Genomic DNA, 14,182 nt, shown 5'->3' on the forward strand with positions numbered 1-14,182 from the left:
CGCGGGTGGGGGCCACACATGTTAGGGCTTCATGGCAGCCGCGGCGCATGCGGCTTCGAGCATGGCATCGGGGCGCGCGCTCGTGGCCACCCCGGCCACGGACAGGCCCAGCGCGCGGGCGAGGACGGCGAGGCGTTCGCTGGCCGCGACCACGCGCGCGGCGCGCAGCCGCGCAAGGGCATCCGCCGGCAACCGCGCGACGACATGCTCCAGCGCCTCGCCGCTGCTGGCCAGCAGCCACGCCGGCGCGTCGAGCGCGCGCAGCGCCGCCACCGCGCGGGGCGTGGGCGCGATCGGCACGCGTGCATAGACGTTGGCGCGCAGCACCCGGGCACCGCGGGCGGCGAGCGTCGCGGCAATCACGCCGCGGCCGCCAGGCGCGGTGACCAGGCCGATGTCCAGCCCGCGCACGGCGGCCAGTGTCGGCAGAGCCAGCAGCCCTTCGCTGTCCATGCGCTGCGGCGCATCCACTGCGGCCACGCCGGCACGGTGCAGCGCGCGCGCGGTGCCGGTGCCGACTGCCACGAACACCTGTCCGCGGCCGGGGCGCAGCGCACGCAGCCGCGCCGCCGCGTCGACCGCCGCGGGACTGGTGAACAGCACCCGCGGTGCCGCCAGCGCCGCGCGCAGCGCGGCGCGGGTGGCGCGGTCGTCGCGCGCCTCGATGCGCCACGGCGAAAGCGCCAGCGTACGCGCGCCATGGCGTGCCGCGGCGCGCCGGATCGCGTCGTGGCCGCCCACCGGGCGCAATGAGATGACGTAGCATCCGGACAGGCGTCCGGGTGTGGCGTTGGTGGGCATCGCAGCAGCTTGGTGCCTGTCGATGGCCCCTGCAAGGCGCCGCCCCGCACAGGACCCCGCATGACCCTCGAAGACGAACTGCTGGCGCTGGACGCGCACTACCGGTCGATGCCGCCGGTGGCGGCGATGGCCGTGACCATCGCCGGCCACGACGGCGGACACCTGCGCCTGCGCGCGCCGCTCGCGCGCAACGTCAACGACAAGGGCTGCGCATTCGGCGGAAGCCTGGTGTCGGTGATGACGCTGGCAGGCTGGGGCCTGGTGACGCTGCGCTGCGCGCAGTTGGGGATCAAGGCCGACGTGTTCGTGGCCGACAGCGCCGTGCGCTACCTGGCTCCGCTGTACGCCGACCTCGAGGCCAGCGCGTGCCTGGAGGAAGGCGCGCACTGGAGCGACTTCGACAAGACCCTGCGTGCGCGCGGCCGTGCGCGCGTCGCCATCACGGCCACGGTGCCGCTGCCGGCCGGCGGCGTGGCCACCACCATGCGCGCCAGTTACGCGGCGATCACCAGGGGTTAGCATGCCGGCCACGCCGACTTCCGGAATCGCCGCCATGCGCACACCGCCCCACGCCTCCCTGTACGCGAGGGCTGCCTTGCTGCTGTGCATGCTGGTGGCCGTGACTGCCTGCGCCAGTGCGGGCGGCAAGGGCGACGCGCTGCAGCGCGTGCAGTACGCGTACTCGGCGGCGATCCGCTGGGGGGATTTCGAAACCGCCTGGAACATGGTGGAGCCCGCGTACCGCGAGAAGCATCCGATGACCGATGTGCAGCTGGAGCGCTACAGGCAGATCCAGGTCTCGCACTACCGCGACATCAGCGCCCAGGCCGGCGAAGGCACGGCGGTGCGCGAGATCGACATCGGCGTGATCAACCGCCACACCATGGCCGAGCGCAGCCTGCGCTACCAGGAAGCCTGGCGCTACGACGCGGAGAGCCGCGCCTGGGTGCTGACCAGCGGCCTGCCGGACTTCTGGCGCGGCGAGTAGCCCGGCGCTTTGCGCCGCCGCCGGCGCTGGGCGACAATCGCGGCCCGCTGCCATGCTGGCCCCCGCCTTGAACCTTGAAGAACTGTCGGCCTTCGCCGGCCGCAATCCCATGCTCGCCCTGGCGCTCGCCGGCATCACGCTGGCGATCCTCTACACCGAGGTCGCGCGCCTGTTCCGCGGTTTCAAGGGCCTGCGCCCGGCCGAACTCACCGCGCTGATGAACCGCGAGAACGCGCTGGTGGTCGACCTGCAGCCAGCCGGTGACTTCGAGAAGGGCCATATTCCCGGTTCGAAGAACGTGCAGATGAGCCAGTTCGATCCCGAGAACAAGATGCTGGCAGGCGCCAGGGCGCTGCCGGTGGTCGCCGTCTGCAAGACCGGCGTGACCGCGGCGCAGGCCGCCAAGCGCCTGCGCAAGGCCGGCTTCGAGCGCGTGTACGTGCTGGAAGGCGGCATCGCCGCCTGGCAGCAGGCCGACCTGCCGCTGGCCAAGGGCCGCGGCAAGTAGCGTAACGGCCGCGTGCGATAATTCACCTCTTTCCCGAATTCTCCCGGAGTTTCCCCAGATGGCCGACCAAGACCAGAACGGCGCCGCCGGCGCCATTGCCGAACAGCCCGCCGCCCCGCAGTTCACCGTCGAGAAGATCTACGTCAAGGACGTCTCCTTCGAGGCGCCCAGGACCCCGCAGGCGTTTGGCGAACAGGGCCAGCCGCAGCTGCAGATGAACCTCAACCAGCGCGTCAACCGCGTCGCCGACAGTACCTTCGAGGTCGTGCTCGGCATCAACCTGACGTGCAACATGGGCGAGGACAACACCATGTACCTGGTCGAAGTGCAGCAGGCCGGCCTGTTCAACCTGGTGGGCTTCGAGGACCAGGCGCTCGACGTCATGCTGGGCACGCACTGCCCGGCCATCCTCTACCCGTATGCGCGCCAGACCATCGGCGACCTGATCCAGGCCGGCGGGTTCACCCCGTTCCTGCTGCAGCCCATCAACTTCGAGGCCCTGTACGCCGAAGGCGTGCGCCAGCGCGCCGCGCAGCAGGCCGGTGGCGACCTCGCCAATACCGAGGCCGGCGGCAACGCCTGAGTGGTGATGGAGCCCTCGGTCACGCCGGTGGCCAAGCCGGCGGTAGCGGTGCTGGGCGCGGGCTCCTGGGGCACGGCGCTGGCGGCGCTGATCGCGCGCCACGACCATGCCACGGTCCTCTGGGGGCGTGATGCAGAGGTGGTCGGCGCGATCGATGCCGGCCACCACAACCCGCGCTACCTGAAGGGCATCGCCCTGCCGGCATCGCTGCGCGCCACCACCGACCTCGCCGCGGCCCTGGCCACGGCCGACCTGGTGCTGGTCGTGGTGCCCTCGCACGCCTTTGCCGACACCCTGCGCGCGCTGGCGCCGCTGCGCCCCGCGCATGCAGGCGTGGCCTGGGCCACCAAGGGCTTCGAGCCCGGGTCCGGGCGTTTCCTGCACGAGGTTGCCGCCGAGGTCCTCGGCCCCGAGGTGCCGCTGGCCGTGGTGACCGGGCCGTCGTTCGCCATGGAGGTCGCGTCGGGCCTGCCCACCGCGCTCACCGTGCACAGCGATGACCAGATGTTCGCGCAGCGGGTGGCCGACGTGCTGCATGGCCCGGCGTTCCGCGCCTACACCGGCGACGACATGCGTGGCGCCGAGCTGGGTGGCGCGATGAAGAACGTGCTGGCGGTCGCCACCGGGGTCGCCGACGGCATGAACCTCGGCCTCAACGCGCGCGCCGGGCTGATCACCCGCGGCCTCAACGAGATGCTGCGCCTCAACATCGCCATCGGCGGCAAGCCCGAGACCCTCATGGGCCTGGCCGGCCTCGGCGACCTGGTGCTCACCTGCACCGGCGACCTGTCGCGCAACCGGCGCCTGGGGCTGGCGCTCGGCCGCGGCCAGACGCTGGAAGACGCGGTGCGCGAGATCGGCCAGGTGGTGGAGTCGGTGCAGACCGCCGACGAGGTCATGCGCCAGGCCGAGGCGCACGGCGTGGAGCTTCCGATCGCCAGCAACGTCCGCGACGTGCTGCACGGCGACATCACCCCGGCCGAAGGCCTGGCACGCCTGCTGGCGCGCGAGCAGAAAGCCGAGTACCCGGCGAAGCTCTTCGCCTGACCCCCGCGGTGGCTTAGAGCCCGTGGTGGCCGTGACGCCTTCGCGGCTCATGTCCCCCGGCATCCGCCTGGCGGCGGATACCTCCTCCTTGACTTCCCCGCGAAGGCCTCCCGGCCACTTCGGGGCTCTGCGCTGGCTGCCAGGAGCGTGACCGTGCGCGAAATTGCGGGCTGTGGCTTTGCTCCTCAAAACCACCGCAGTGCGACGTACCGGGTGCCAATGGCCTTGAGAGCGAAGTAAAGGAGGAGGCGATGGCCGCAAGGCCATCGCCGGGGGACATGAGCACTCAAGGCCATTGGTACCCGGCGCAGGCGCGCGCACAAAAAAAACCCCGACCTTGCGGCCGGGGTCTATGTCGCACAGCGGGGAGAGAGTCCCTGCGCGATTTCCCATGGAACGGTGTTACCAGGTGAAGCGCGGGCCGACGAACCACTCGGTGTCGCCGCCGGCGAACTTGACGTCACCGTTGATGCCCCAGTTGGGGTTGAACTTCAGGTTGGCGCCCAGACGGCCATAGAAATCGCCGTCGATGCCACCGTCATAGTCTTCGTAGCCGGCCAGCGCGTAGCCGTCGAAGTTGCGCGCAAGCGAGCCGCGCACGCCGACTTCGGTGCTCCAGCCGTCGAATTCCAGATCGGTGCCGAGCACGCGGCCCGCATCGAGCTTCTGGTAGGCGACGCGGGCCAGCAGGTCCGCGCGCGGCGAGATCTCGAGGTTGTAGCCAAGGCCGACCTTCAACTGGTCGACATCGAGGCTGGTGTCGTCGATTTCCTGGCTGCTGTAGCCGCCGAAGACATGGAAATTGGGATGGAACGAGAACGAGCCGTTGACACCGACGCCGTCGGCATCGATGTCGCCGTTGGTGGCCTGGTAACCGGCCTCGACGTAGTTGTAGGTGACGCCTTCGGCGGCCGAAGCGGCAAACGGCAGCGCCGCCGCCAGGGTCAGGGCGATCAGGGAACGCTTCATCGGGGGAGGACCTCGTGCTTGCTTGTTGTTGTTATAGGTCCGGCCATGGACGGCAGGGGAGGGGAGAGAACCGATCGGGGAAATCGGACCCGCCCATGGCCGGAGCACGTATTCTCGACATCGCGCGACAACGCAGGCTGAATACTGAACTGGACAGTGCAGGAACTTTCGTGCAGTGCACGGGTCGGGATCACGCCGCGCCGTCGAACCCCAGCTGCCGCCAGGCCTCGTAGGCCACGACCGCCACCGCGTTGGACAGGTTGAGGCTGCGGTTGCCGGGGCGCATCGGCAGGAACAGGCGGCGGTCGGCGGCAACGGATTCAAGCACCGCGTCGGGCAAGCCACGCGTCTCGCAGCCGAACAGGAAGGCGTCGCCAGCCGCATAGCGTGGAGCGTCATGGCGCAGCCGCCCGCGCGCGCTGAGCGCGAACAGCCTGGCCGGTGCGATCGCGGCCAGCGCCGCGGCCAGGTCGTCGTGCACCGCCACCCGTGCGTACTCGTGGTAGTCCAGCCCCGCACGCTTGAGCTGCCGGTCGTCCATGTCGAAGCCCAGCGGCCGCACCAGGTGCAGGCGGGCGCCGGTGTTCGCGCACAGGCGGATGGCGTTGCCGGTGTTGGGCGGGATCTCCGGCTGGAACAGGATGATGTCGATCATCGCGACGGGGGACGCGGCATGTGGCGCCGCAGGATAGCCGCAGCCGCCGGGCGCATGGCTACCAGGGCATCGCCTCGCCGCGCCAGTCGAGGAAGCTGCCACTCGCCGCCGGCGCAAGCCCGGCGATGACATCGAGCAGGCCACGTGCCGACGCGTCGACAGGCTCGGTCGCCTGCGCGCCGCCCATGTCGGTCTGCACCCAGCCCGGATGGAACGCCACCACCACGATGCCGCGCTCGGCCAGCGCCTGCGCCAGCAGCCGCGTCGCCATGTTCTGCGCGGCCTTGCCGAGCGCGTAGCCCGGCGTGCCGAAGCGCGTGGTGCCGGCGATCGAGCCGAGCTGCGAGGACAGGTTGGCAACGCGCGCGCCGTCGGCCAGCAGCGGGGCGAGCGCCTCGGTCACCAGCAGCGGGCCGAGCGCGTTGATGCGCAGGCTGTCCTCGAGCTGCGCCTGGTCGAGGCGGCCGAAGCGTTCGCCGGAGTGCAGCACGCCGGCGTTGTTGATCAGCAGGTCGATGCGGCCGTCGTCGCCGAGCACCAGCGGCAGCTCATGCGCCAGGCGCGCGCGCGCCTTGCCGTCCGCCACGTCCAGCGGCAGCACGTGCAGGTGGCCGGGGTGCGCGCCGGCCAGCGCATTCAAGGCGCTCGCCTTGCCGGGTTGCCGGCAGGTGGCGACCACGCGGTCGCCGCGTGCCAGCAGCTGGCGGGTGAGTTCCAGGCCGAGGCCACGGTTGGCGCCGGTGACCAGCGCATGCAGCGGAGGAGTGTCCATGCGACGAGCATGCCCCAGCCCGCGTCGGCGTGCAGTGGCCACCCGGGACCAATGGCCCGGGGGCCGCGGCTGGCGGGGGCGCTACCATTCCCGGTCCGGACCGTACCCAGGATCACCACACCATGCAGATGCCCACGCGCATGCCGCGCCGCGCCACCTTCCTCGCCCTGGCCATGGCCGCTGCCCTCGGCACGCTCGCCCCGGCCGGCTACGCGAAGGTGCCGCAGGCGGCCCCGGCCGCGGTGGTCGACATCCCGTATGAAACCTTCACCCTGCCCAACGGCCTGCGCGTGGTCGTGCACACCGACCGCAAGGCGCCGATCGTCGCGGTCAACATCTGGTACCACGTGGGCAGCAAGGACGAGCCGGCGGGGCGCAGCGGCTTTGCGCACCTGTTCGAACACCTGATGTTCCAGGCGTCGGAGAACCACCAGGGCGAGTTCTTCACGCCCTTCAAGCAGATCGGCGTGACCGACCAGAACGGCACCACCAACACCGATCGCACCAACTACTTCCAGAACGTGCCGACCACCGCGCTCGACACCGCGCTGTGGATGGAATCCGACCGCATGGGGCATTTCCTCGGCGCCGTCGACCAGGCCGCGCTCGACGAGCAGCGCGGCGTGGTGCAGAACGAGAAGCGCCAGGGTGAAAACCAGCCCTACGGCCAAGCGTGGGAGAAGCTCAACAAGGCGCTGTATCCGGCGGGCCATCCGTACCACCACAGCGTGATCGGCTCGATGAACGACCTCGATGCCGCGTCGCTGGAAGACGTCAAGACCTGGTTCCGTGCCTGGTACGGCCCGAACAACGCGGTGCTGGTGCTGGCCGGCGACATCGACGTCGCCACCGCGAAGGACAAGGTCGCGAAGTACTTCGGCCACATCCCGGCCGGTCCGACCATGGCGCAGCCGAAGGTGGACGTGGCGCGGCGCACGGCGTCGACCCGCGAGACCATGCACGACAAGGTGCCGCAGCCGCGCGTCTACCGCCTGTGGAACGTGGCCGAAGTGACCGATGCCGACCTCGACCGCCTGCAGCTGCTCGGCCAGGTGCTGGGCGGCAGCAAGTCCTCGCGCCTGGACAAGCGCCTGGTGCACGAGGAGAAGCTGGTCGACAGCATCAGCGCCGGTGCGTACGGCAAGCAGCTGGGCTCCAACTTCATCGTCATGGCGCAGGTCAAGAAGGGCGTCGACCCGGCCCGGGTCGAGGCGATCATCGACGAGGAAATCGAGCGCCTGCTGGCCGAAGGCCCGACCGCCGACGAGCTCGAGCGCGCACGCACGGTGTTCCGCGCCGGCTTCATCCGCGGCATCGAGCGCATCGGCGGCTTCGGCGGCAAGGCCGACGCACTGGCCGAATGCGCGGTGTACACCGGTGACCCGGGCTGCTTCCGCGAATCGCTGGCCGTCATCAACGCCACCTCGGCGAGCGAGGTGCAGGCGGTCGGCCGCACGTGGCTTGGCAGCGGCGACCACACCCTGGTGATCGTGGAGGGCGAGCGCACGCCGCTGGCCGAGGAGCCGGCCGGCACCCCCGCGCCGTGGCAGTTGCCGCCGGTGGATGCCGCCTGGTCCACCACGCCCCCGAGCGTCGACCGCAGCCAGGGCGTGCCGATGCCCGACGCGTTCCCCGACCTGGTGTTCCCCGCGCTCGAGCGCGCGCGCCTGTCCAACGGCACTACGGTGATCCTCGCGCGCCGCGCCGGCCTGCCGGTGGTGCAGATGGACTACCAGTTCGCCGGTGGCTACAGCGCCGACGCCAACGGCGCCGCCGGCACGTCCAGCTTCACCATGGGCATGCTCGACGAAGGCGCGGGTGACCTGGGCGCGCTGGCGTTCGCCGACCGCGCCGAATCGCTGGGCGCGCAGATGGGCGCCGCCGCCGGGCTCGACAGCGCCAGCGCCTGGTTCTCGGGCCTCACCGAAAACCTCGATGCATCGCTGGCCCTGTATGCCGACCTGCTGCGCCGCCCGCAGTTCAGCGCCGCCGAGATCGAACGCGTGCGCGCCACCTGGATCGCCAACATCGCCCAGGAGAAGGCACGTCCGCAGACCGCGGCGATGCGCGTGCTGCCGCCGCTGCTGTACGGCGACGGCCACGCCTACGCGATGCCGTTCACCGGCTCCGGCACCGAGGCGTCGATCGCGGCGCTCGACCGCGACGACCTTGTCGCGTTCCACCGCGCCTGGGTGCGCCCCGAGGGCGCGACGCTGGTGGTCGTCGGCGACACCACGCTGGAGCAGGTGGTGCCGCTGCTCGAGAAACACTTCGGCGACTGGCGTGGCACGGGCCCGGCGCCCGCCGCGCAGTCCGTGCCTGCGACGGTCGCGCGCCCGGCGCAGGGCCGCGTGTTCCTGGTCGACCAGCCGGGCGCGGTGCAGGCCAACATCTACGCCGGCCAGCTGGTGCCCTCGACCACCGATGCCGGCGCGGTGCGCTTCGACATCGCCAACGGCGTGATCGGCGGCGACTTCACCGCGCGTCTCAACATGAACCTGCGCGAGGACAAGCACTGGTCGTACGGCGCGCGCAGCGGCGCGTCGGGCGCGCTCGGCCAGCGGCCGTGGCTGGCGTCGGCGCCGGTGCAGATCGACAAGACCGCGGAGGCGATGGCCGAGATGCGCCGCGAGATCGGCGCCTTCGCCAGTGGCGAAACCCCGCCCACCGCGGCCGAGGTCGAACGCATCCGCGCCATCAACACGCTCAGCCTGCCCGGTGCGTACGAGACCGCGGCCTCGGTGGCGTCGACGATCGGCGGCATCGTGCTGTACGGCCGTCCGGACGACTACGTGGTGCGCCGCAAGGCGGAGATCGAGGCGATGACGCCGGCGCAGGTGGCCGAGGCGGCGAAGACGCTCGACGCCGACACCCTGACTTGGGTGGTGGTGGGCGACCTGTCGAAGATCGAGGCGCCGGTGCGCGCGCTCGGCTTCGGCGAGGTGACGGTGATCGACGCCGACGGCAAGCCCGTCGCCAACCGTTAAGCCGCGAGCGATACGCGGTGCCGTGCCATCGGCGAAGATGGCCGGCACCGCCATTCACGGAGCCAGATCCATGCGCAAGTCGTTCGCGTTCGTGCCGTTGCTTGTCCTCGCCCTCGGCGGGTGCACCTGGGTGCACATGGCGCCAGGCGCGTCGGCCGTGCGCGTGGTGGCCTCGGCCCCGACCGGCTGCGAGAAGCGCGGCGAGGTCGAAGTTGCGGTGAAACACAGCGTCGCGTTCATCGAGCGCAACGACCTGCGCGTGCGCGAAGAGCTGGAGACTCTGGCCCGCAACGAGGCGCCGGGCCTTGGCGCCGACACCATCCACCCGCTCGGCGGACCGCTGCGTGGCGCGCAGCGCTGGGCCGCCTGGCGCTGCGGAGGCTGAACGGCGTGGCTCTTCGCAGGCGTGCGGGCCGTCACGTGGCGGCCCGCAAGTGCGCGGGGGGCGCTAAGCCGGTAATCTAGACGGCCTTTTTTGCACATCCCATCGGCGGCCAGCCCATGTTGTTCCAGCACGTAGCCATTGCCGGTCTTGCGCACATCGACGCCCCCCGGCGGCTGTCGTCCGACGAGATCAACGCGCGCCTGAAGCCCACGCTCGACCGCCTCGGCATCAAGACCGACGTGCTCGGCGATGTCGCCGGCATCCACGCCCGCCGCCTGTGGGACGACAACGTGCTGGCGTCCGACGCCGCCACCCTCGCCGGGGTCAAGGCGCTGGCCGATGCCGGCATCGATCCGTCGCGCGTGGGCCTGCTGGTCAACACTTCGGTCAGCCGCGATTTCCTCGAGCCGTCCACGGCGTCCATCGTCAGCGGCAACCTCGGCATGTCCGACACCTGCCAGAACTTCGACCTCGCCAATGCCTGCCTGGCCTTCATCAACGGCATGGACGTGGCCAGCCGCATGATCGAGCGCGGCGAGATCGACTACGCGCTGATCGTCGATGGCGAGACCGCCAACCTCGCCTACGAGCGCACCATCGAACGCCTGCTGCGCCCGGATGCCACCGAGGCCGAGTTCCGCAACGAGATGGCCACGCTCACGCTTGGTTGTGGCGCCGCCGGCATGGTGCTGGCCCGCGCCGAGCTTGCGCCGGGCGCGCCGCGCTACCGCGGTGGCGTGACACGCGCCGCCACCGAGTGGAACGGCCTGTGCCGCGGCAACCTCGACCGCATGGTCACCGACACCCGCACGCTGCTGATCGAGGGCATGAAGCTCGCGCAGAAGACCTTCATCGCCGCGCGCCAGGCGCTGGGCTGGGTGGTGGAGGAGATGGACGAGTTCGTCATCCACCAGGTCAGCAAGGCGCACACCGCGGCGTTCATCAACGCCTTCGGCATCGATCCGAAGAAGGTCATGACGATCTTCGGCGAGCACGGCAACATCGGCCCGGCCTCGGTGCCGATCGTCCTCAGCAAGCTGCGCGAGATGGGCCGCCTGAAGAAGGGCGACCGCGTCGCGCTGCTCGGCATCGGCTCGGGGCTGAACTGTTCGATGGCCGAAGTGGTCTGGTAACCGCCCGGCGTTGACGCCCTTGGGGGGCCGGCTTGTCCGGCCCTTCGGCGTTTTGGGGCACACATTTCACCGGAGGCGCGGCAACACAATGGAGTTCGGACTGGACGTGCTGGCGCTGCTGGCACTGGTGGCGTTCGTTGCCGGCATCATCGATGCGATGGCCGGCGGCGGAGGCCTGATCACCATCCCCGCGCTGATGGCGGCCGGCATTCCGCCGGTGCAGGCCATCGCCACCAACAAGCTGCAGTCGAGCTTCGGCACCGCCGGCGCGGTGCTGGCGTTCGCGCGCAAGGGGCGCATCGATTTCCGGCGTTTCCTGTGGCCGGCGGTGGCCGCGTTCGCGGGCTCGGTGGGCGGGGCGATCGCGATCCAGCGCGTGGATCCGTCGTTCCTGGCCGGGCTGGTGCCGGTGCTGCTGGTGGCGATGGCCGCCTATTTCCTGCTCGGCCCGAAGGCCAGCGAGGCCGGACGCCACGCGCGGCTGGGTCACGCGGCGCTGGTCACGCTGATGTTCGCACTGGGCTTCTACGACGGCTTCTTCGGCCCCGGCACCGGATCGTTCATGGCCACCGCGCTGGTGGCGCTGTTCGGCATGGGCCTGGTGTCGGCCACGGCGCACACCAAGTTCCTGAATCTCGCGAGCAACGTCGCCGCGCTGGCCACGCTCGTCATTGGCGGGCAGGTGCTGTGGCTGGTCGGCCTGGTGATGGCGGTGGCGAGCATCGCCGGCGGGCAGGTCGGCGCGCACCTCGCGCTGCGCGTCGGCGGCCGCGCGATCCGGCCGCTGCTGGTGGTGATGTCGCTGGCGTTGACGGTGAAGTTGCTGGCCGATCCGGGGAACCCGCTGGTGGAGTGGGTGAGGTTGATCTGGTAGCGCGAAGCGACCATTTGCATGAGAGTTTCCTTTCCCAGGCGCTTCTGGCAAGTAAAGAAAGAAAGTGGTATTTAGTTTTCCTTGTTCTCACCGCGGGCGTCCGCAAGGAAAGCTCACCATGGCCACGAGGGTCACCGGCCACTATGTCACCGGCTCTTTGGCCGGCAGTCGCTACCAGGCCTTCATCCCCGATCCCCTGCCGCCCGAGCCGCGGCTCGACTTTGCCGCAGGGGATCTGATTGCTCGCAAGGAGCGCGCCGATCAGGCGCTTGGGCGTCTGGACGGCATCACTCTGATGCTGCCGGATCCGGAGCTGTTCCTGTATCAATACGTGCGCAAGGAAGCGCTGCTGTCCTCGCAGATCGAGGGCACCCAGTCCTCCCTGTCCGACCTGCTGTTGTTCGAGGTCGATGCCGCGCCAGGCGTGCCCGTCGACGATGTGGAGGAAGTCTCCAACTACGTGGCCGCGCTCAAGCACGGCCTGCGCCGCCTTCGCGAAGACGACTTCCCGCTTTCCCTGCGCCTGATCCGCGAGATGCATGCCCTGTTGCTGCGCGGCGGGCGTGGCGCCACCAGGCAACCCGGAGAGTTCCGCAAGGGACAGGTGTGGGTCGGCGGCCCGTCGCCGGCATTGGCCCATTTCGTGCCGCCGCCACCGGAGGCCCTGCCCGACGCACTGGCTGCGCTGGAGCGCTTCCTGCATGAGCCGCCAGGCCGGATCCCGCCGCTGGTGAAAGCCGCACTCGCGCACGTGCAGTTCGAGACCATCCATCCCTTCGGTGATGGCAACGGCCGCCTCGGTCGCCTGCTGATCGTGCTGATCCTTTGCAATGAAGGTGTGCTGCGTGATCCCAGCCTGTACCTCAGCCTCTACTTCAAGCGCCATCGTGCCGACTACTACGACCGCCTCAACAGCGTGCGCGTGCGCGGCGACTGGGAGGGCTGGCTGGGCTTCTTCCTCGACGGCGTGGCCGAAACCGCGCAGCAGGCGGTGGACACCGCGCAGCGCCTGCTGGCGCTGCTGGCAAGCGATCGCGCCCGCATCGCGACGTTGGGGAAGCGTGCCGGCAACATCGGCCTGGTGTTCGACCAGTTTGCCCGTCGCGTGATACTGACCGTTCCGCGCGTCGCCCCTGAGCTCCCTCTCACCCCGCCCACCATCCGCGCGGCGGTGCGCGCGCTGGAAGAACTCGAGATCGTGAACGAAGTAACCGGGCAGCAGCGGCATCGCGTGTTCGCCTACAGCCGGTACCTCGACATCCTCAGCGAAGGAGCGCAGCCGCTGTGAGCACAAGCTGCTGATAGCGCCCGAACAGCCGTCCCAAGTGGAACTTGGGCGTTCGCGCATCGCAGGGCCGCTTGAGATGATGGTGCAGACGCCGCCGATTTCCCGAAGCGAGGAGATTGGATGTGAAGAAGTGGGCGAGCGCGACGGCCGGCCGGATCCGGCCTACATCCGCTTTGGGTCGAACGCTGTCCCCCGCGACAACCCTGTTCAATGGCCTGATCCATCAACGCGAGCAAGCTCCCGCAGCAGATCCCGATGCAACCGCTCCGGGTCTTGGATATGCGGGGAATGCCCGAGATCTTCGTATTCGACCAGCACGGCTCCCGGAATCGCTTCCGCAGCCCGCCGACCCAGCGCCCGATAGTCGCCAAGCCTGGCCTGCACCTCCGGCGGCGCCGCAGCCTTGCCGAGCGCGGTCCGGTCATGCACGCCAATGAACAGCGTGGTCGGAACCCGCAACAGCGGCAGCTCGTACACCACCGGTTGCCACATCAGCATGTCGAAGGTCAGCGCCTGGTGCCACGCCACGACATCGCGGCCCGGACCCGCGTACATGCCGGCCTGCATCCGCGCCCAGCGCTCGAACTCGGGCCGCCACTCGCCTGCGTAGTACACGGCGGTCTGGTAGTCGCGGATGCTCTCGTAGGTGGTGCGCAGTTCCGATGCATGGACCTGTTCCACCGGCTGGTAGGGCACGCCCATCGCCTTCCAGTCTTCCAGGCCGATGGGGCCCACGAGGGCCAGGTGCTCGACGGCGTCGGGATACATCAGCGCGTAGCGCATCGCGAGCATCCCGCCCATGGAATGCCCGACCACCACGCTGCGCTCGATCCCGAGCGATGCAAGCAGGCCGCGCGTGTTGTGCGCAAGGCCGGCGAGCGCGTACTGGTAGCCGTCGGGTTTGCTGGACTTGCAGAAGCCCACCTGGTCGGGCGCGATCACGCGGTATCCCGCCTCCGCAAGCGCGGCGATGGTGCGCTCCCAGGTGGCGGCGCAGAAGTTCTTGCCGTGCAGCAGCAGCGCGGTGCGGCCGTTGGCCTCGCCGGTGGGCGGCACGTCCAGGTAAGCCATTTCGACCTGCTGGCGCTGCGATTCGAACGCATGCGTGCGGAGCGGGTGCGGATAGTCGAAGCCTTCCAGTCGCGGGCCGTAGACGGCGCGGTCGTCCGCGGACGCGGCGGCCATCCCCGCA

The 14,182-nt window shown here is 70.1% G+C and carries 15 protein-coding genes; 10 read left to right on the forward strand and 5 right to left on the reverse strand.

The genetic code is table 11. The features are described 5' to 3' along the window. Positions 1–21: 21 nt before the first annotated feature. Entirely contained in the window at positions 22–801 is a 780-nt protein-coding gene (locus IDM46_RS00840; protein WP_185114550.1) for a uroporphyrinogen-III synthase, read from the reverse strand. Positions 802–861: 60 nt separating this feature from the next. Here IDM46_RS00840 and IDM46_RS00845 point away from each other — a divergent pair, with 60 nt between their 5' ends. The 5 genes from IDM46_RS00845 (at position 862) to IDM46_RS00865 (ending at position 3,927) form a co-directional block, all read left to right on the forward strand. Further along, a complete protein-coding gene (locus IDM46_RS00845; RefSeq protein WP_182823438.1) occupies positions 862–1,320 on the forward strand; it encodes a YiiD C-terminal domain-containing protein in 459 nt (152 codons plus the stop codon). 34 nt (positions 1,321–1,354) lie between these two features. Then, complete coding sequence (locus tag IDM46_RS00850; protein ID WP_182823436.1) at positions 1,355–1,789, forward strand: hypothetical protein; 435 nt, start codon at positions 1,355–1,357, stop codon at positions 1,787–1,789. 67 nt (positions 1,790–1,856) lie between these two features. Next, positions 1,857–2,297: a rhodanese-like domain-containing protein gene (locus IDM46_RS00855; RefSeq protein WP_185115211.1), complete on the forward strand. Its 441-nt coding sequence runs from the start codon at positions 1,857–1,859 to the stop codon at positions 2,295–2,297. A 58-nt stretch (positions 2,298–2,355) separates the two neighbouring features. Continuing rightward, positions 2,356–2,880, forward strand: a complete 525-nt coding sequence (gene secB / locus IDM46_RS00860; protein WP_182823434.1) for a protein-export chaperone SecB — start codon at positions 2,356–2,358, stop codon at positions 2,878–2,880. A 6-nt stretch (positions 2,881–2,886) separates the two neighbouring features. Next, positions 2,887–3,927 carry an NAD(P)H-dependent glycerol-3-phosphate dehydrogenase gene (locus IDM46_RS00865; RefSeq protein WP_185114551.1) on the forward strand — a complete coding sequence of 347 codons (1,041 nt, stop codon included), beginning with the start codon at positions 2,887–2,889 and terminating at the stop codon, positions 3,925–3,927. Between the two features lie 402 nt (positions 3,928–4,329). Here IDM46_RS00865 and IDM46_RS00870 read toward each other — a convergent pair whose 3' ends face one another. The 3 genes from IDM46_RS00870 to IDM46_RS00880 all read right to left on the reverse strand — a co-directional run bounded on the left by IDM46_RS00870 (position 4,330) and on the right by IDM46_RS00880 (position 6,323). Further along, complete coding sequence (locus tag IDM46_RS00870; protein ID WP_182823430.1) at positions 4,330–4,896, reverse strand: diffusible signal factor-reguated Ax21 faimly protein; 567 nt, start codon at positions 4,894–4,896, stop codon at positions 4,330–4,332. A gap of 190 nt (positions 4,897–5,086) precedes the next feature. Beyond that, positions 5,087–5,551, reverse strand: coding sequence for a tRNA (cytidine(34)-2'-O)-methyltransferase (locus IDM46_RS00875; RefSeq protein WP_185114552.1), 465 nt, complete (start codon positions 5,549–5,551; stop codon positions 5,087–5,089). A 58-nt stretch (positions 5,552–5,609) separates the two neighbouring features. Next, entirely contained in the window at positions 5,610–6,323 is a 714-nt protein-coding gene (locus tag IDM46_RS00880) for an SDR family oxidoreductase (protein ID WP_185114553.1), read from the reverse strand. A 122-nt stretch (positions 6,324–6,445) separates the two neighbouring features. Here IDM46_RS00880 and IDM46_RS00885 point away from each other — a divergent pair, with 122 nt between their 5' ends. The 5 genes from IDM46_RS00885 (at position 6,446) to IDM46_RS00905 (ending at position 12,990) form a co-directional block, all read left to right on the forward strand. After that, on the forward strand, positions 6,446–9,310 hold the full coding sequence (locus IDM46_RS00885) for a pitrilysin family protein (RefSeq protein WP_185114554.1): 2,865 nt from the start codon (positions 6,446–6,448) through the stop codon (positions 9,308–9,310). A 70-nt stretch (positions 9,311–9,380) separates the two neighbouring features. Then, positions 9,381–9,695 carry a DUF4156 domain-containing protein gene (locus tag IDM46_RS00890; protein WP_182823422.1) on the forward strand — a complete coding sequence of 105 codons (315 nt, stop codon included), beginning with the start codon at positions 9,381–9,383 and terminating at the stop codon, positions 9,693–9,695. A 116-nt stretch (positions 9,696–9,811) separates the two neighbouring features. Beyond that, on the forward strand, positions 9,812–10,828 hold the full coding sequence (locus tag IDM46_RS00895) for a 3-oxoacyl-ACP synthase III (protein WP_182823420.1): 1,017 nt from the start codon (positions 9,812–9,814) through the stop codon (positions 10,826–10,828). A gap of 88 nt (positions 10,829–10,916) precedes the next feature. Continuing rightward, positions 10,917–11,702 (forward strand): TSUP family transporter, encoded by a 786-nt coding sequence (locus tag IDM46_RS00900; RefSeq protein ID WP_185114555.1) that lies wholly within the window; start codon positions 10,917–10,919, stop codon positions 11,700–11,702. 118 nt (positions 11,703–11,820) lie between these two features. Further along, positions 11,821–12,990 (forward strand): Fic family protein, encoded by a 1,170-nt coding sequence (locus IDM46_RS00905; RefSeq protein WP_185114556.1) that lies wholly within the window; start codon positions 11,821–11,823, stop codon positions 12,988–12,990. A gap of 207 nt (positions 12,991–13,197) precedes the next feature. Here IDM46_RS00905 and IDM46_RS00910 read toward each other — a convergent pair whose 3' ends face one another. Then, complete coding sequence (locus IDM46_RS00910) at positions 13,198–14,175, reverse strand: alpha/beta hydrolase (RefSeq protein ID WP_185115212.1); 978 nt, start codon at positions 14,173–14,175, stop codon at positions 13,198–13,200. Between the last annotated feature and the right edge of the window lie 7 nt (positions 14,176–14,182).

Source organism: Luteimonas sp. MC1825, from assembly GCF_014764385.1.
GTDB lineage: Bacteria > Pseudomonadota > Gammaproteobacteria > Xanthomonadales > Xanthomonadaceae > Luteimonas.